This is a genomic window from Glycomyces terrestris (genome assembly GCF_003933745.1).
GTDB classification, from domain to species: Bacteria; Actinomycetota; Actinomycetes; order Mycobacteriales; family Micromonosporaceae; genus Glycomyces; species Glycomyces terrestris.
The window spans coordinates 317660-334807 of sequence record NZ_RSEB01000004.1 but is presented as its reverse complement, the minus strand read 5'-3'; the positions used below and the strand labels follow the sequence as shown (position 1 = coordinate 334807).

Below are 17148 nucleotides of genomic sequence, written 5' to 3'. Positions count from 1 at the left end.
GGTGCGTCCGGGATGGTGCCGGTCAGAGGCGGCGGGCGGTGTCGACGACGGCGCGGCCGTTCGCGTCGAGGTGGTCGATGAGGCGGTCGGCGGCGTGCCGGTACAGGTCCAGGGCGGCGCGGCAGCCGGCCTCGTGGCCGGCGGGTGCGACGCCGGCGGCGAGGTCCCAGGCGCGGGCCCAGGCGGGGCCTTCGGCGGCGGCGACGTTGTCCCACAGGTCGTTCTCGGATTCGTAGGAGACGCGGCCGGCGGCGGCGAGCGGGGCGGCCAGGCTGAGGGCGAGCAGGAGCCGGTTGGCGGCCGCGGCGCGGGGCCGGGCGAGGGCGAGCATGCCGTGGATCTTGTGGACTTCCTCGGCGAGGCCGACCAGTTCGGCGGCGGCCCACCGGTCGCAGGCGTCGGCGATGGCGTCCCACGTCCAGTCGCGGGCGCGGGCCTGGAGGCCGGCGAGGGCCTCGCCGCTGTCGCGCAGGATGAGGGCGGAGCGCCAGGCGGGGACGGCGGCGCCGGCCTCCCACGGGTGGGTGAAGGCGGCCGCGAGGTCGGCGGGGGTCTTGCGGGTGAGGGTGACCATGCGGCCCTCGACGTGGTGGACGGTGGTGCCGGGGCGGGTGTCGGCGGCGGCGATGAGGTCGATGTCGGAGTGGGGGTGGTCGGTGCCGCGGGCGACCGAGCCGACGAGGGCGACTCCGGCCGCGTCGTCGAGGCCGGCGGTGAAGCGGCGGGCGATGTCGAGGGCGTGCGCGCGGTGGTCCATCGCCGGAGTATGGCCGAGGGCCCGGCGCGGCGTCGAGGCGTTTTCCCCCCTACGGCAGGGACCGGTAGTAGTCGATCTTGCCGAGGAGGTAGTCGCGTTTGGCCGCGAGGTCGTCCATGCGGGCGTCGACGGCCTCCTTGTGGGCCTCCAGGAGCGCGATGCGCTCGGCGACGGTGTGGTCGCCGGCGCGGACCAGGGTCGCGAAGCGGTGCATCTGCTCGACCGGCATGCCGGTGTCGCGCAGGCATTTGAGGACCCCGAGCCATTCGAGGTGGTCGTCGCTGAAGCGGCGCTGGCCGGTGGCGGTGCGGGCGATGTCGCCGATGAGGCCGATGCGCTCGTAGTAGCGCAGCGTGTCCATGGTGAAGCCGGAGCGGCGGGCGCATTCGCCGATCGTGTACGCGGGTGCGGCGGTGGTGTCCACGTCGATCGAGGATACCCGGCCGTGTCCTGCGGGTTTGCGTTGGAGTCCACTCCAGGTCCTAGCGTCGGTGGCGAAGTCTCACGAGAAGAGAGGGGGTCCGCCGTGGAGCGGATCGCATTGGGCCCGGACGGTGTCGGCGTGTCGCGGCTGTGCCTGGGGGCCATGGCGCTGGGCGGGGTGCAGGACGAGGCGACGAGCTTCGCGATCCTGGACCGGTTCCTGGAGCTGGGCGGGAACTTCATCGACACCGCCAACTGCTACATGTTCTGGATCGAGGGCGGCACCGGGGACGAGTCGGAGCTGCTGCTGGGCCGCTGGTTCGCGGCGCGCGGGAACCGCGACGAGGTGGTGCTGGCGACCAAGGCCGGGCGGCGCCCGTCCTTCCCCGGCGGGGGCCTGGAGCACTCCGAGCCGCTCTCGCGCGAGCGGATCGGCGCGGCCCTGGACGAGTCCCTGGCGCGGCTCGGCACCGACCGGGTGGACCTGTTCTGGGCCCACCGCGACGACCGGGAGACGCCGCTGGAGTCGACCGTGGCCGGGTTCGACGACGCGGTGCGGGCCGGGAAGGCCCGCATGGTCGGGGCCTCCAACCACACCGCGTGGCGCGTCGAGCGGGCCCGGTCCGCGGCGGCCGCCGCGGGCGCGGCCGCGTACACCGCGATGCAGAACCGGTACTCGTACCTCAAGCCGCGCCCGGAGGCGGTCCTGCCCGAGGGCGGGCACGTGCACGCCTCCCCCGAGGACCTCGACTACGTGGCCCAGACGCCGGGGACGGCGCTGCTGGCGTACTCCTCGCTCCTGTCCGGCGCGTACGTGAAGAAGCCCCTCGGGGAGCACTACGCGCACCCGGGCACCGACGCGCGCTTGCGGGTCCTGGACGAGGTGTGCGCCGAGACGGGCGCGACCCGCAACCAGGTGGTGCTGGCGTGGCTGGCCGGCCACGACGCGCCGGTCATCCCCCTGGTGGGGGTGTCGTCGGTGGCGCAGCTGGAGGAGGCCGCCGCCGGGGTCGCGCTCAAGCTCGACCCCGAGCAGTGGCGGCGCATGAGCGCGGCGGCCTAGCCGAGGAAGGTGAGCCGGACGGTCCGGTCGGGGTTGTCGCGGTTGGTGTCCACCAGGAGCACCGACTGCCACGTGCCCAGGGCGAGCCGTCCGGACACCACCGGGAGCGTCGCGTGCGGGGCGACCAGGCCCGGCAGGACGTGGTCGCGGCCGTGCCCGATCGAGCCGTGCTGGTGGCGCCACCGGTCGGTGCGCGGCAGGAGCTCCCCGAGGGCGTCCAGGAGGTCCTCGTCGGAGCCGGCGCCGGCCTCGATGACCGCGATCCCGGCGGTCGCGTGCGGCACGAACACGTTCAGCAGGCCCTCGCGGGCGCCGATGGAGGACAGGAAGTCCTCGCACTCGCCGGTGAGGTTGCGGACGGTCTCGCGCCGTCCGGTGTGGACCTCGAGGGTCGTGGTGTGGAACGCCGGGCTCATAGGGGCGATCCTGCCATGCCCCACCGCGACCGGTGGCGGTGAGCCGGGCCTTACCGGGACGCGAACGGTTGCCGGCGGGCCCGCCCGGACGGCCGGACCCGTCGTTTAGGCTGGGGTGCATGGCAGGCAGCGGGGCAGCGGGGAACGCACTGGCGGGCATCGACTGGAGCGACCAGACGGTCGCCGTCGCCCCGGGCGCCGACCCGTACCGCGCCTACCTCGACTCGCTCGGCTCGGCCGAGTCGCGGCGCACCATGCGCGGGTGCCTCGACCGCATCGCCCAGCTCCTGTCCGGCGACCCCGACACCACCGGCGAGGGCCAGCCCTGGCACCTGCTGCGCTACGAGCACACCTCCCGGCTGCGCGCGGCCATGATCGACGCCGGCTGGTCCGGCGCGTACGTCAACAAGCACCTCGCGGCCCTGCGCCGCGTCCTCAAGGAGGCCTGGCGCCTCGACCTCATGGCCGCCGAGGACTACCAGCGCGCCTGCGACCTCCAGCCGGTCAAGGCCCAGCGCCTCCCGGTCGGCCAGCAGGTCGACGCCGACGCGCTCGGCGCGGCCCTGTACGCGTGCGACGCCGACCCCGGCCCCGCCGGCGCCCGCGACGCCGCCGTCCTGGCCACCCTCTACTCCACCGGGTGCCGCCGCAGCGAGATCGCCTCGATGCGCCTGGCCGACTACGACCCGGCCGAGCGCGCCATCCGCATCGTCGGCAAGGGCAACAAGGAGCGCGCCGTCTACGTCACCGAGGCCGCCCAGGCCCGCATCGACCGGTGGATGGCCGTGCGCGGCAACACCCCCGGGGCCCTGTTCTGCCCGATCAACAAGGCCGGGAAGCTGCGCCGCACCGGCAACCAGCTGTCGGGCATGACCGGGCAGGCCATCGCCGACCTGCTCACCAAGCGCCTGGTCGAGGCCGGGCAGCGCCGCCACACCCCGCACGACTTCCGCCGCACGTTCATCGGCGAGCTCCTCGACGCCGGCGTCGACCTGGCCATCACCCAGTCCCTGGTCGGGCACGCCTCCCCCGCCACCACCGCCCGCTACGACCGCCGCCCCGCCCGCCGCTCCCGCGAAGCGGTCGACCGCCTCCAGCTGCCCGAATCGTGATGTCGATTTCTGGCTAGCCGCTGTCGCACCCGGCGGGCACCCTTGAACCCATGGCCGATCTACAGATCCTCGGGAACGAGGAGCAGCTGCAAGCCGCCGTCGCCGGGCGCGACGCCCGCTTCGACGGCTGGGTGTTCCTGGCGGTCACCACTACCGGCATCTACTGCCGGCCCTCGTGCCCCGCGGTCAAACCCAAACGCGAGCACCAGCGGTTCTACGCCTCCGCGGCCGCGGCCCAGGAGGCCGGGTACCGGGCCTGCAAACGCTGCCGGCCCGACGCCTCCCCCGGCTCCCCGGCGTGGGACTGGCGCTCGGACGTGTGCGCCCGCGCCATGCGCCTCATCGGCGAAGGCGTCGTCGACCGCGACGGCGCCGCCGGCCTGGCCCGGCGCCTGGGCTACTCCCTGCGCCAGCTCGAGCGGCTCCTGATCGCCGAAGTCGGCGCCGGACCGGCCGCCCTGGCCCGCGCCCAGCGCGCCCAGGTCGCCCGCACCCTCATCGAGAACACCGACCTGCCCATGGGCCAGGTCGCGTTCGCCGCCGGGTTCGCCTCCATCCGCGCGTTCAACCGCGTCGTCGCCGACGTCTTCGCCTGCTCCCCCACCGAACTGCGCGCCAAGACGAGGACGCGCCCGGCCGGGGGCGGGGCGATCACCCTCCGCCTGGCCTACCGGGAGCCGTTCGAGCCCTCGAACCTGTTCGGGCACCTCGCCGCCGCGGCCGCCCCCGGCGTCGAGGAGTGGCGCGAGGGCGCCTATCGGCGCACCCTGCGCCTGCCCGGCGGCCCTGGCATCGCGGCCCTGCGGCCCGGCCCCGGGTACGTCGAGGCGCGCCTGCGCGTCGCCGACCTGCGCGACGTCACCGCCGCCGTCGCCCGCTGCCGGCGCATGCTCGACCTCGACGCCGACCCCCACGCCCCCGCCGAGGCCCTCGCCGGCGACCCCGTGCTCGCGCCCCTGGTCGCCAAGACCCCCGGCCGGCGCGTCCCCCGCAAGGCCGACGCCGACGAGTACGCGATCCGCGCCGTCATCGGCCAGCAGGTCTCCACCGCGTCGGCCGCGACGATCGCCGCCCGCCTCGCCGACCGGTACGGCGAGCCGGTCGAGGACCCCGAGGGCGGCCTCACCCGCCTGTTCCCCGAACCGGCCGCCCTCGCCGGCGCCGACCCCGCGCACCTGCCGATGCCGGCCTCGCGCAAGCGGACCGTGGCCGCGCTCGCGGCCGCGCTGGCGGCGGGCCGGGTCGAGCTGGGGCCGGGCGCGGACTGGGCCGCGGCCCGCGCGCAGCTGGCCGCGGTCCCGGGCGTGGGGCCGTGGACGGTGGAGATGGTCGCGATGCGGGCCCTGGGCGACCCGGACGCGTTCCCGGTCAAGGACCTGGGCGTGGTCAAGGGCGCCGCGGCGCTCGGCCTCGGGTCGGGGCGGGCCCTGGAGGCGAGGTCGCAGGCGTGGCGGCCGTGGCGGGCGTACGCGGTCCAGTACCTGTGGGCCGGCAGCGAGCACCCGACGAACCGGATACCCGAAGACGAGCAGCGAGAGAAGGCGAGCGCATGATGCGCACCGATGCGAGGCATGTGAAGTTCGAGTCCCCGCTGGGGCTGATGGCCGTCTCGGCGGTCGAGGAGGGGCTGACGTGCGTCCACATGGGCGTCGAGGAGATGAAGGACGCGTGGGGCCCCGAGGGGGACACGCCGGTCCTGGCCGCGGCCCGGGAGCAGCTGGAGGCGTACTTCGACGGCGACCTGAAGGAGTTCGACCTGCCGTTGGCGGCGGCCGGCACGGGCTTCCAGCACCGGGTGTGGGCCGAGCTGGTCCGCATCCCCTACGGCGAGACGTGGTCCTACCTGGACGTGGCGCAGCGCCTGGGGGATCCGAAGGCGGTGCGGGCGGTGGGGCTGGCGAACGGGCGCAACCCGATCGCGATCGTCGTCCCCTGCCACCGGGTGATCGGCTCGAACGGGAAGCTGACCGGGTACGCGGGGGGCCTGTGGCGCAAGGAGTGGCTGCTGGGCCTGGAGCGGGGCGCGCCGGCCCTGTTCGCATAGCGGAGGGGCCCTAGAGGAGGGTGACGGTGAGGGTCACCTCGACGCGGTCGCCGGTGACGACGATCGTCGCCGAGTAGCAGACCTCGTCGGTGCACCCGGCCGGGATGACGCCCGAGGCGGTCCCGGCCGGGGTGGCGCCGGCGATGAGCGGGGCGTCCATGCCGTTGGCGTCGATGAACTCCCCGAACGCGTCGGCGGGCACCGAGACGGTGGCCTCGGCGCGGCCGCCGGGCGCGGGCGGCTGCGCCTGGGTGAGGTCGGCGTCGATGACGTCGGTGCCCTCGGGCAGGTCGAGGTGGACGGCCTCCTCGACCGCGGCCGGCGAGGGCGCGGGGCCGCCTTCGAGCGCCCACGCGACGGCCCACACCGCGCCCAGGAGCCCGGCCAGGACCACCGCGAGCCAGGCGGCGGCGGCCAGGGCGCGGCGCCCGGTCGGTGTCGGCGGGGAGACCATGGCGGCGACCCTACCCGGTGCCGGCGCGTGTGCGCCTCATATACCGGGCGCGGGTGTCACAGGCCGCTGATGACGGCGGGGGCGGTGTCGGCGGCGGCGAGGTAGTCGCGGGCGCGGTCGGTCATCGCGGGGCCCGTCACTGCATGGAGACGTGGACGTGGTTGGTGTGGTCGGAGGCGGGGTCGCCGCCGGCGCCGGAGTAGGAGCGCCAGCCCGAGCCGGCCGACCAGAACTGGCGGTACCAGATGACGTACTCGACGCCGAGGGCGTCGGCGTTGTTGACGTACCAGGCGGCGAGCTGGTCGCCGTACTCCTTGTCGGAGCCTTCGGCGTCGGCGTTCTGGAACCCGGACTCGTCGGCGGCCCAGTCGCAGGCGCGCCCGAGGGGGTGCTCGCCGGAGCCGCCGGAGCGGTAGCAGGAGACGTAGTGGTCGAAGCCGGCCTCGATGGTCTCGTTGTACATGTGGAGGGTGCGGGGGGTGAGGCACCCGGAGGTGGTGGGGTCGTCCTCGGTGCAGCCGCCGCCGTCGCCGCCGTAGCCTTCGGCGGCGGGGGCGCCGCCGTCGGAGCCGGGCCCGGAGGCCTCCTCGGCACGGAGTTCCTCGAGCTGCTCCTCGAGGTCGGTCTGGGCCTGCTCGGCGTCCTCGAGGGCCTGCTCGGCCTCGTCGAGGGTGTCGGCGTGGGCGGCCTGCTCGGCCCGGAGCTGCTCGAGGAGGGCGCCGGCGTCGGCGAGGAGGGCGGCGCGCTCGTTCCCGAGGAACCCGGTGAACGTCATCGCGTCGATGAGGTCCTGGGTGTCCTCGGAGGAGAGGATCGCGTTCGTCTGCTGGAGGTCGCCTTCGGTGTGGAGGTAGAGGGCGTACTCGTCGAGGTCGACCTGGAGCTCGTCGAAGCGGGCCTGGGTGTCGGCGATTTGCGTCTCGAGCTCGGCGGCGCGGGCGTTCGCCTCGTCGACAGCGGCCTGCGCGTCGTTGACGGCGGCGATGGCCTCGGCGAGGTCGGCTTCGAGGGTCTCCTCGTCGGGTTCGGCCGCGGCGGGGGCGGGCACGAGTGCGAGGAGCGCGACGAGCAGGAGCGCGGAGAGGATCTTGTGGCGCACGGGTGGAGGTCAGCCCTTCCGGCGGATCGGGCGCGGCCGGGCCTGGGTTCGGGGTGGCCGCGCGGCGGGTGTCACAGGTCGAGGTCGATCACGAGGGGGGCGTGGTCGGAGGCGCCTTTGCCTTTGCGTTCGTTGCGGTCGACGTAGGCGTCGGTGACGGCGCTCGCGAACGCCGGGTTGGCGAGGGCGAGGTCGATGCGCAGGCCGCGGTTCTTGGGGAAGTCGAGGTTGCGGTAGTCCCAGAACGTGAACGGCTGGTCGTATTTGAGGGGGCGGGGGTGGACGTCGGCGAGGCCGGCGGCGGTGACGGCGGCGAGCGCGTCGCGTTCGTCGGTGGTGATGTGGGTGGTGCCGCCCCATTCCTCGACCGACCAGATGTCGTCGTCGGTGGGGCAGATGTTGTAGTCGCCCATGGCGGCGAAGGGGAGGGGCCCGGCGGCGTCGGCGGCGGCGTCGGCGGCCAGGGCGCGCAGGAACGCGAGCTTGTACTGGAAGTGCGGGTCGGCGACGTCGCGGCCGTTGGGGACGTAGAGGGCCTGGACGCGGACGGGCCCGCACGTGGCGGTGAGGGCGCGCGCTTCGGTCTCGCCGGCGAAGTCGGGCTGGCCGGCGAGGCCCTGGCGGACGTCGGCGAGGCCGACGCACGAGAGGATGGCGACGCCGTTCCAGCGGCCGCCGCCCCAGGCGGCGGTCTCGTAGCCGGCGGCGGTGAACGCGTCGACGGGGACGTCGGCGGTCGCGCACTTGAGTTCCTGGAGGCACACGACGTCGGGGGCGGCCGCGTCGAGCCAGGCGAGGACCCGGTCGAGGCGGGCTTTGAGCGAGTTGATGTTCCAGGTGGCCACGCGCATGCGCCTCACCCTACCCGGCTGCGGTGCGTGACCGGGCGGACCGGGGGTGCGCGGGTGTCGGTCAGGTCGCGGCCGGGGCGCGGGTCGCCGGCGGCGCTGGGGCGGGGGCGGGCTGGTCGCGGCGGGGGCCGACGGCGACGGCGAGGAGCCCGAACGCGAGGGCGGCGGTGAACCCGGGGATGGCCATGCCGGAGTCGTTGACGAGGCCGCCGATGACGGCGACGGTGGTCAGGCCGGTGACCGCGGCGGCGACGGGGGTGGTGCGGATGGGGGCGCGGCGCCGCCAGACGATGACGGCGGCCACGAGCGCGGCGAAGGAGATGAACGCCATGGACTCGTCGACGGTGCCGAGGGCGGCGCGGGCCTTGCGGATGAGGATGAGCTGCGCGGAGCCGTCGAGGACGGAGCCGACGAACCGGCCCAGGTGGGTCTGGTCCTCTTCGGGCCGCAGGTAGTCGAGGACGCCGCCGACGGCGAACACGGTGAACGCGAGGCCGCCGGCGAGCGCGAGGGAGCCCAGGGACAGGCGCCGGCCCCACAGTTTCAGGCAGCACAGGATGCCGGCGGCCACGAGGGTGAGGGTGCCGCCCATGTCGCGTCCGAGCATGGGGGCGCCGACGATGACGACCGCGCACGCCCCGATCGCGAGGGGCCCCCAGACGCGGGTGCGGCCCCGCCAGGGGATGAAGCACACCAGGAGGATGATCGCGGCGGCGAACACCGAGAACGCGTAGTTGCCCAGGCCGGTGAAGCGGGCCCCGGCCTGCGCGGTGTAGCCCATGGGGGTGTGCAGGGGCCAGGTGGCGCCGGAGATCTGGTCGACGGCGATGAGGGCGGCGCAGGCGCCGGCGACGATGAGGACGGGGCGGGCGCCGCGGCGCGTCCACGGCAGGGACACGGCGGCGGTCAGGATCGCGGCGCCGGCGACGATGAGGCCCCAGAACGCGAGCTTGGGGTGGTCGGTGCGCCACCACGGGGGGATGCCGGCGGCGAGGCCGGCGACCGGGACGGTGGAGAACGCGATGAGGAGGGTGCGGACGGTGCGCCGCAGCCGGTCGGGCCCGGTGAGGTAGTAGGCGGCGGCGAGCATGACGGCGACGCCGGTGAACGACAGCGTCCAGTAGAAGTTCGGGGACACGGCGGCGTTCGCGGCCGACGCGGCGGTCTCATCGACGCCGCGGGCGACGGCCGCGGCGGCGGTGTGGCCGGGGTCGGGCCGGACGGCGACCGGGGACCCGGCGACGGCGGCGGGGATGTCGGCGCCGACGACCGCGAGCGCGGTCGCGGTCAGGTCGGTCAGCTGCACGTACCCGTCGCGGCCGGTGGTCGAGGAGGTGAGCTCGCCGGGGGCGATGCCGGGCCCGGTGTAGAGGACGGGGTGCAGGGAGGAGGGGGCGGCGGCGTCGGCGACGCCGGCGACGATGAGCCGCCAGTCCTCGGGCAGGGCCTCGCGGACCTGCCCGACGGCGGCGTCGGCGGCCCGGGCCGCCGCCTCGCGGACGGGGTCGGCGTCGGGGGTGATCGCCCCGGCGTCCTCCACGGGACTGGTCGCGTCGGTGCCGACCTCGGTGTCGTCCTCGCCGAGCTGGTCGTAGTCGGTGGTGGTGTCGGGGGCGCGGTCGTCGGCGTCGCCGACGACGACGCCGGGGTCGACGATGACGACGTCGCACGCGGCCATGGCCTCGGGCAGGGCGTCCAGGCCCGGCGCCCAGTAGGCGATGCGGCCCTCGGTGTCGGCGGCGGCGAGCGCGGCGCCGTCGCCGATGCCGGCCACGCACGACCCCGGGTTCGGTTCGGGGGCCGGCTCGCCGTCCGCTGCCGCGGCGGCGGCGGCCTCCTGCTGCGCTTGGGCGGCCTCGGCGAGCGCGTCGGCGAGGGACCCGAGGCGGGCCCCGTAGTTGAAGGCGCTGTTCGCCTCGATGAACGCGTCCCAGCCCTCCACGGTCCAGCCCGATCCGGTGTCGGCGGGCGCCTCGAGCGCGGACTGGGCCGAGCACTGGGCGTCGCGGGCGGCGACGCCGCCGGCGCGCTCGCCGGCGCCCAGGCTCACCCACCCGGCCTCGGGGCACGTCCAGGAGCCGAGGGTGCGCACGCTCATGGCCGCCGAGGCGCCCTCGTCGGCCAGCGCCCACAGGTTCGGGGTCGCGCCCTCGTCGATGTCGGCCCAGGACAGGCCGGGGATGCCGACGATGACGACGCCGGCGGCCTCGGGGCCCTCGGCGGCGGCGGGCTGCGGGAGGGCCAGCGCCGCGGCCGCGGCGGCCAGGCCGGCGAGGGCCCAGCGCACCCATGAACTGCCCCAGGGCGCTCGTCCGCGGCCCGCCACCTGTGTCATGCCCCGTAGTCTATGGGGTCCTCGCGTCCGTTCCGGCCGCGAGGCGCGGCGCGCCCCGGCGGTGTCGGCCGGGCGCGTTAGGGTGGGCGCATGCGCACCATCGCCACCGCCAATGTCAACGGAGTCCGGGCCGCCGCCAAGAAGGGCCTGGTCGAATGGCTCGCGAACGTCGAAGCGGACGTGGTGCTGCTCCAGGAGGTCCGCGCCGACGACGGCCAGGTGCCCGCCGACGTGGCCGCCGCGGGCGGCTGGCACTGGCTGCTGGCGCCCTCGCTGACGGCCAAGGGCCGCGCGGGCGTGGCGGTCCTCACCCGCCAGGTCCCCGAGGCCACGCGCATCGGGTTCGGGTCGGCCGAGTTCGACGGCGCCGGCCGCTACGCCGAGGCCGACCTGCCCGGGCTGACGGTCGCGTCCCTGTACCTGCCCTCCGGGGAGGCCGAGACGCCCCGCCAGGAGGAGAAGGAGCGGTTCATGGCCGCCTTCGCCGACTACCTGACCGCCGCCGCCGCGAAGGCGCAGGCCGCGGGCCGGGAGCTGCTGGTGTGCGGGGACTGGAACATCGCCCACGCCGAGGCCGACCTGAAGAACTGGCGGGGCAACAAGAAGACCGCCGGGTTCCTGCCCCAGGAGCGGGCCTGGCTGAGCGACCTGTACGGGCCGCGCGGCTTCGTCGACGTCGTCCGCGCCCTCCACCCCGGCGTCGAGGGCCCCTACTCGTGGTGGTCCTACCGGGGCCGCGCCTTCGACAACGACACCGGCTGGCGCATCGACCTGCACGTGGCCACCCCCGGCCTGGCCGCCAAGGCCGCCAAGGCGTGGGTCGACCGCGCCCCCGCCCACGACCAGCGCTGGTCCGACCACGCCCCGGTCCTGGTCACCTACGACCACTAGCCCCCTGTCGCGCCCGCCCGCACCGAGCGGGCACCATTGGTACACGTGAGCCTCATCGACTACCTGCCCGGCACCGACCGGCCCGAGCCCGACGACGTCTACGCCGCGTTCGCCCAATGGGCCGAGGACACCGGGATCGTCCTCTACGAGCACCAGGAGGAGGCGCTCCTGGCGATCTGCACCGGCCAGAACGTCATCGTCGCCACCCCCACCGGGTCGGGGAAGTCGCTCATCGGCGCCGCCGCCCACTTCAACGCCCTCGCCAACCAGCGCACCTCGTTCTACACCGCGCCGATCAAAGCGCTCGTGTCCGAGAAGTTCTTCGAACTGTGCGACCAGTTCGGGCACGAGAACGTGGGCATGCTCACCGGCGACGCCGCCGTCAACCCCGACGCGCCCCTGATCTGCTGCACCGCCGAGATCCTCGCCAACCTCGCCCTGCGCGAGGGCGCGGCCCTGGACTGCGACTCGGTCGTGGCCGACGAGTTCCACTTCTACGCCGAACCCGACCGCGGCTGGGCCTGGCAGGTCCCGCTCCTGGAGCTGCACCGCGCCCAGTTCACCCTCATGTCCGCCACCCTCGGCGACACCGCGTTCTTCGAGCAGGATCTCACCCGCCGCACCGGCCGCGAGACCGCCCTCGTCGCCTCCGCGAACCGGCCCGTCCCCCTCCACTACGAGTACCGCAAGACCCCCCTCCACGAGACCGTCGAGATCCTCGTCAAGTCCGGGCAGGCCCCCGCCTACATCGTGCACTTCACGCAGGCCGCGGCCCTGGAGACCGCGCAGGCGCTGGCGAGCCTGCCCCTGGTCGACAAGGACCGGAAGGCCGCGATCGCGGCCGCCCTGGGCGGGTTCCGGTTCACCACCAAGTTCGGGCAGACCCTCGCCCGGCTCGTGCGCTCGGGCATCGGCGTCCACCACGCCGGCATGCTCCCCAAGTACCGGCGCCTGGTCGAGCGCCTCGCCCAGCAGGGCCTGCTCACGATCATCTGCGGCACCGACACCCTCGGCGTCGGCATCAACGTCCCCATCCGCACCGTCGTCTTCACCGGATTGACGAAGTACGACGGGCGCCGCACCCGCCGCCTGCGCGCCCGCGAGTTCCACCAGATCGCCGGCCGCGCCGGCCGCGCCGGCTTCGACACCGAGGGCTTCGTGGTCTGCCAGGCGCCCGAGCACGTCATCGAGAACGAGAAGGCCCAGGCCAAGTTCGGCCTCGACCCCAAGAAGCGCAAGAAGATGGCGAAGAAGAAGCCCCCCGAGGGCTTCGTCGGCTGGTCCGAGGAGACGTTCCTGGGCCTGTCCGAGGCCCCGCCCGAACCGCTGACCTCGCGCATGCGCATGACGCACGCGATGCTCATCAACCTCCTGGGCCGCGGCGGCGACACGTTCGCGCACGTGCGCACCCTCATCGAGGACTCCCACGCCGACCGCGCCACCCAGTTGAAGATGGCCCGCACCGCCCTCACCATCGCCCGCACCCTCCGCGACGCCGGGATCATCGTCATCGACGGCGGCCGCGTCAAGCTCACCGTCGACCTGCCCGACCACTTCGCGCTCAACCAGCCCCTGGCCCCGTTCGCGCTGGCGGCCCTGGAGCTGCTGGACCCGGCCTCGGACGAGTACGCGATGGACGTCGTCTCGGTGGTGGAGGCGACCCTGGAGGGCCCGGGGCAGATCCTGGCCGCGCAGCGCAACAAGGCCAAGGGCGAGGCGATCGACGCCATGAAGGCCGAGGGCCTGGACTACTACGACCGCATGAACCAGCTCGAGGACACCGAGGTCGACTACCCCAAGCCGCTCGCCGACCTCCTGGAGGAGGCGTTCGGGGCGTACCGGACCAGCCACCCGTGGGCGGCGGACTACCAGCTGGAGCCGAAGTCGATCCTGCGCGAGATCTGGGAGGGGCGGATGAGCTTCGGCGAGTACATCGGCCTGTACGGGCTCCCGCGCGCCGAGGGCCTGCTGCTGCGCTACCTCTCCAGCGCGTACAAGGCCCTGGTGCAGACCCTGCCCGAGGACACCGGCGGCGCCGAGCTCGACGACCTGACCGCGTGGCTGGGCGAGACGATCCGCCAGACCGACTCGTCGCTGATCAACGAGTGGGAGCAGCTGACGAACCCGGCCGAGGACGAGGGGGACCTCGACACGGGCCGGCCGGCGCGGGCGTTCACCGACAACGAGCGGGCGTTCACGATCGCGGTCCGCAACGCCGCGTTCCGCCACGTCGAACTCGCCGCCGCCGACCGGCCCGAGGCGCTCGCGGCCCTGGAGTCGGGCTGGCCGACCGGGAAGTGGGACGCGGCCCTGGAGGCGTACTTCGCGGCCCACGACGACATCGGCACCACCGGCGCGGCCCGGGGCGGGGAGTTCCTCGACATCGCCAAGACCGGGCGGGTGTGGACGGTGCGGCAGGTGATCGACGACCCGGCCGGCGACCGCGACTGGGCGATGGTCTTCACCGTGGACCTGGACGCCTCCGACGAGCACGGCACGGTCGCCATGGCCGTCCAGGACTTCTCCGACCGGACCTGAACCGACCAGCAGGCGGGGGCCGGCCCCCGCCTCGACTCTTGAAAGCGCGCGCCGATGCCCGTCACCGTCACCGACAAGTACGCGATCCCCGACGCCGAGCTGCGCTGGCGCTTCTCGCGCTCCTCGGGGCCGGGCGGGCAGGGCGTGAACACGACCGACTCGCGGGTGGAGCTGGTGTTCGACCTCGCGGGGACGGCCGTGTTCCCGCCCGTGCTCCGCGAGCGGGCCCTCGCGCGCCTCCAGTCGCGGCTGGTCGAGGGCACGATCGTGATCGCGGCCTCGGAGTTCCGCTCCCAGCTGCGCAACCGCGAGGCCGCGGCCGAGCGCCTCGGCGACCTGCTGCGCCGTGCGATCGCCGCGCCCCCGCCCGCCCGCAAGGCCACCAAGCCCTCCAAGGGGCAGAAGCGGCGGCGCCTGGAGGACAAGAAGCGCCGCGGCGAGGTCAAGCGCCTGCGCCGCGACACCGGCGACTAGCGCGGGGCGGCCTCGTCGTCGTCCATGGTGATGACGAGGTTGCCGCGGGCGCGGTGGGAGTACATGCGCGCGACCGCCGCCGGCGTCTCGGCGAGCGGGTAGACGCGGTCGATCACGGGGGTGACGGCCCCGGAGGTGATGAGGCCGGCGACCTCGGCGAGGCGCTCGGGGGTGAAGTTCCCGTCGACGGTCGCGACCCGGGCCCGGCCCAGGGCGCCCAGGAGGGACGCGGCGCCCATCTTCGCCAGGCCCGCGAGGAGGCCGCCGGTGTTGCCGACGCTGTTGGGCAGGTACACGCCGCCGGGGGCCAGGGCCCGCAGGACGCGCCGGGGCCGGTGGTTGAGGACGTTGTCGAGGATCGCGTCGTAGCGTTCGGCGCCGGCGGTGAAGTCCGCGGCCGTGTAGTCGAGGGCCGCGTCGGCGCCGAGGCCGCGCACGAGGTCGAGGTTCGCGGGCCCGCACACCGCGGTGACGTGGGCGCCGCGGTGCTTGGCGATCTGGACGGCGAACGTGCCCACGCCCCCGGAGGCGCCGTTGACCAGCAGCCGCGTGCCCGGCCCGGCCTGCGCGGCGGCGACCGCGGCGCGGGCGGTGAGCCCGGACATGACCGCGCAGGCCGCGTCCGTGAACGACAGGCCCGCGGGCTTGGGCAGGAGCTGGTCGGCGGCGGTGACGGTGTACTCGGCGAACGTCCCGGCCCGGGTGAACCCGGCGCCCCACTTGGTGCCGAACACCGCCTCGCCCTCGGTGAAGGCGGTGACGCCCTCGCCGAGGGCCGCGACGGTCCCGGCGATGTCGGTCCCGCGGATCGCGCCCTTCGCGCGCGCCGAGGCCCGCAGCACGTACGGGACGCCGGCGACGGCGATCCAGTCCGGCGTGTTCACGGTCGTGGCCCGCAACCGGACCAGGACCTCGCCGGGCCCCGGTGCGGGCCGGTCGGTCTCGGTGACGCGGAGGACCTGCTCGGGCGGCCCGAACCGGTCCTGGACGACGGCTTTCATGACGCCTCCTTGGGAAAGGGGTGGAGTCCCCACCGTAGGCGCCGGCCGCGCCCGCCCGCCTCGGCCGACCGGCCGAAGCCCGTCACGATTCCGGCAGGGGCGCACCGAAGACCGGGAAGCCGTCCCCGTCCCACCCGAACGGCTGCACCCGGCAGTGCCGGTCCGGGTTGTCCAGCGGGTCGCCCGCGATCTCCTCGTACGAGCGGGCGTGGAACACCAGCAGGTCCCGCCCGGCCTCGTCGACGGTGAACGCGTTGTGGCCCGGCCCGAAGATCCCATTCGCCGCACTCGTGGCGAACACCGGCTCCGGCCGCTTCGACCACGAGGCGGCGTCGAGCAGGTCCGCGTCCGCATCGGCCCACAGCAGGCCCACGCAGTACTCCGCGCCCGTGCCCGACGCGGAGTAGGCGATGAACACCTTCCCGTTGCGCACCAGCGCGGACGGGCCCTCGTTCACCGCGAACCGGACCGTCTCCCACGGCAGCTCCGGCCGCGACAGCTCCACCGGCTCGCCCGCGATCGTCCACGGGTCCGCCAGCTGAGCCAGGAACAGGCTCGTGTTCGACCCGGCCAGGCCCGGGTCGTGCTGCGCCCAGCACAGGTACTGCCGGCCGCCGTGCGCGAACGTCGTCGCGTCCAGCGAGAACGAGTCGATCGGCGTCGCGATCTGCCCCTTCTCGGTCCACTCCCCCGACACCGGGTCGTCGCCCAGGTGCTCCAGGACGTACATGCGGATCCGCCACACGTCCCCGGTCGCGGTGTCGGCCTCCCCCGCCGCGAAGTACACGTACCAGCCGTCCCCGACCCGGTGCAGCTCCGGCGCCCAGATGTGCGAGCCCATCGCGCCCTCGGGGTGCCTGACCCAGATGGTGGCCTCCGGCGCGTCGCGCAGGCCCGCGAGCGTGTCGGCGCTCCGCAGCACGATCCGGTCGTAGGCCGGGACGGTCCCCGTGAAGTAGTAGCGGCCGCCGTGGCGCAGGATCTGCGGATCGGCGCGCTCGCGAATGAACGGACTCGGATATACAACGTTGTAATCAGTCATGGGGCGAATCCTACAACTCCACCCGCACCGACCCCGCCGGCTCCACCTCCGCCGCCCCACCCGACTGCCCCGCCACCCACGCCGCCAGCAACTCCGCATCCGCACACGCCAGATCGAACGTCACCACCTCCCCGAACGACACCTCCCCCAACCGCACGTCCTCCCGCAACCGCAGCAGCCCCTCCAGACTCCCCGCCGTCCCGTAGTCCACCCGCACCAGCAACCGCGGCCACACCGCCAACTCCACCGTCCCCGCCTCCGCCACCGCAGCCGACACCGCACCCCCGTACGCCCGCACCAGACCCCCGGCCCCCAGCTTCACCCCGCCGAAGTACCGCGACACCACCGCCAGCACCTCCGTCAACCCGCGCCCCCGCAGCACCTCCAGCATCGGCCCGCCCGCCGTCCCCGCCGGCTCCCCGTCATCACTCGACCGCGCCACCCGACCCCCGTCCAGCACATACGCCGTGCAGTGATGCGACGCCCCCCACCACTCCCGCCGATGCGCCCCGATCCGCTCCCGCACCTCCGCCTCCGCACCCACCCGGTACAGCGAACACACGAACCGCGACCGCGACACCACCGACTCCGACGTCCACGACGACACCGCCAGACCACGCACCACGCCACCCCGCCTCACACCACAGC

Annotated in this window: 17 protein-coding genes; 7 read left to right on the top strand and 10 right to left on the bottom strand. The window is 74.6% G+C overall.

Annotation, left to right across the window (positions count from 1 at the left end):
• Positions 1 to 22 precede the first annotated feature (22 nt).
• Positions 23 to 757: a nucleotidyltransferase domain-containing protein gene (locus EIW28_RS15615; RefSeq protein ID WP_125248639.1), complete on the bottom strand. Its 735-nt coding sequence runs from the start codon at positions 755 to 757 to the stop codon at positions 23 to 25.
• Between the two features lie 49 nt (positions 758 to 806).
• Positions 807 to 1181 carry a MerR family transcriptional regulator gene (locus EIW28_RS15610; protein WP_232014002.1) on the bottom strand — a complete coding sequence of 125 codons (375 nt, stop codon included), beginning with the start codon at positions 1179 to 1181 and terminating at the stop codon, positions 807 to 809.
• A gap of 102 nt (positions 1182 to 1283) precedes the next feature.
• Between EIW28_RS15610 and EIW28_RS15605 the strand changes: the two genes are divergently transcribed.
• A complete protein-coding gene (locus tag EIW28_RS15605) occupies positions 1284 to 2243 on the top strand; it encodes an aldo/keto reductase (RefSeq protein WP_232014001.1) in 960 nt (319 codons plus the stop codon).
• Here EIW28_RS15605 and EIW28_RS15600 read toward each other — a convergent pair.
• Complete coding sequence (locus EIW28_RS15600; protein ID WP_125248638.1) at positions 2240 to 2659, bottom strand: secondary thiamine-phosphate synthase enzyme YjbQ; 420 nt, start codon at positions 2657 to 2659, stop codon at positions 2240 to 2242. The two genes, EIW28_RS15605 and EIW28_RS15600, sit on opposite strands and share 4 nt — an antisense overlap.
• A 119-nt stretch (positions 2660 to 2778) precedes the next feature.
• Here EIW28_RS15600 and EIW28_RS15595 point away from each other — a divergent pair, with 119 nt between their 5' ends.
• The 3 genes from EIW28_RS15595 to EIW28_RS15585 are packed head-to-tail and all read left to right on the top strand — an operon-like array spanning position 2779 to position 5815.
• Positions 2779 to 3771, top strand: coding sequence for a tyrosine-type recombinase/integrase (locus tag EIW28_RS15595; protein WP_125248637.1), 993 nt, complete (start codon positions 2779 to 2781; stop codon positions 3769 to 3771).
• 50 nt (positions 3772 to 3821) lie between these two features.
• Entirely contained in the window at positions 3822 to 5324 is a 1503-nt protein-coding gene (locus EIW28_RS15590) for an AlkA N-terminal domain-containing protein (protein WP_125248636.1), read from the top strand.
• Entirely contained in the window at positions 5321 to 5815 is a 495-nt protein-coding gene (locus EIW28_RS15585; RefSeq protein ID WP_197717297.1) for a methylated-DNA--[protein]-cysteine S-methyltransferase, read from the top strand. Before EIW28_RS15590 ends, EIW28_RS15585 begins: the two co-directional genes overlap by 4 nt.
• Positions 5816 to 5825: 10 nt before the next feature.
• Here the strand turns inward: EIW28_RS15585 and EIW28_RS15580 are convergent, their stop codons facing one another.
• From EIW28_RS15580 to EIW28_RS24270, 4 genes are all read right to left on the bottom strand, one after another.
• Positions 5826 to 6269: a hypothetical protein gene (locus tag EIW28_RS15580; RefSeq protein ID WP_125248635.1), complete on the bottom strand. Its 444-nt coding sequence runs from the start codon at positions 6267 to 6269 to the stop codon at positions 5826 to 5828.
• A gap of 136 nt (positions 6270 to 6405) precedes the next feature.
• On the bottom strand, positions 6406 to 7368 hold the full coding sequence (locus EIW28_RS15575; RefSeq protein ID WP_125248634.1) for a coiled-coil domain-containing protein: 963 nt from the start codon (positions 7366 to 7368) through the stop codon (positions 6406 to 6408).
• A 71-nt stretch (positions 7369 to 7439) separates the two neighbouring features.
• Entirely contained in the window at positions 7440 to 8219 is a 780-nt protein-coding gene (locus EIW28_RS15570) for an exodeoxyribonuclease III (protein WP_125248633.1), read from the bottom strand.
• A gap of 61 nt (positions 8220 to 8280) precedes the next feature.
• Positions 8281 to 10554, bottom strand: coding sequence for a hypothetical protein (locus EIW28_RS24270; protein ID WP_158630419.1), 2274 nt, complete (start codon positions 10552 to 10554; stop codon positions 8281 to 8283).
• A gap of 90 nt (positions 10555 to 10644) precedes the next feature.
• Between EIW28_RS24270 and EIW28_RS15565 the strand changes: the two genes are divergently transcribed.
• Genes EIW28_RS15565 through arfB form a run of 3 tightly spaced genes read left to right on the top strand, consistent with a single transcriptional unit; the run spans position 10645 to position 14457 of the window.
• Positions 10645 to 11445: an exodeoxyribonuclease III gene (locus EIW28_RS15565; protein WP_125248632.1), complete on the top strand. Its 801-nt coding sequence runs from the start codon at positions 10645 to 10647 to the stop codon at positions 11443 to 11445.
• Positions 11446 to 11481: 36 nt separating this feature from the next.
• Complete coding sequence (locus EIW28_RS15560) at positions 11482 to 13983, top strand: DEAD/DEAH box helicase (RefSeq protein ID WP_125248631.1); 2502 nt, start codon at positions 11482 to 11484, stop codon at positions 13981 to 13983.
• Positions 13984 to 14037: 54 nt separating this feature from the next.
• On the top strand, positions 14038 to 14457 hold the full coding sequence (arfB, locus tag EIW28_RS15555) for an alternative ribosome rescue aminoacyl-tRNA hydrolase ArfB (RefSeq protein ID WP_125248630.1): 420 nt from the start codon (positions 14038 to 14040) through the stop codon (positions 14455 to 14457).
• On the opposite strand, the gene EIW28_RS15550 is transcribed toward arfB, so the two are convergent.
• The 3 genes from EIW28_RS15550 to EIW28_RS15540 form a co-directional block, all read right to left on the bottom strand.
• Entirely contained in the window at positions 14454 to 15458 is a 1005-nt protein-coding gene (locus tag EIW28_RS15550) for an NAD(P)-dependent alcohol dehydrogenase (RefSeq protein ID WP_125248629.1), read from the bottom strand. The two genes, arfB and EIW28_RS15550, sit on opposite strands and share 4 nt — an antisense overlap.
• Before the next feature lie 82 nt (positions 15459 to 15540).
• Entirely contained in the window at positions 15541 to 16500 is a 960-nt protein-coding gene (locus EIW28_RS15545; RefSeq protein ID WP_125248628.1) for a glycoside hydrolase family 43 protein, read from the bottom strand.
• A gap of 10 nt (positions 16501 to 16510) precedes the next feature.
• Positions 16511 to 17125, bottom strand: a complete 615-nt coding sequence (locus EIW28_RS15540) for an IMPACT family protein (protein WP_197717295.1) — start codon at positions 17123 to 17125, stop codon at positions 16511 to 16513.
• Positions 17126 to 17148: the final 23 nt, after the last annotated feature.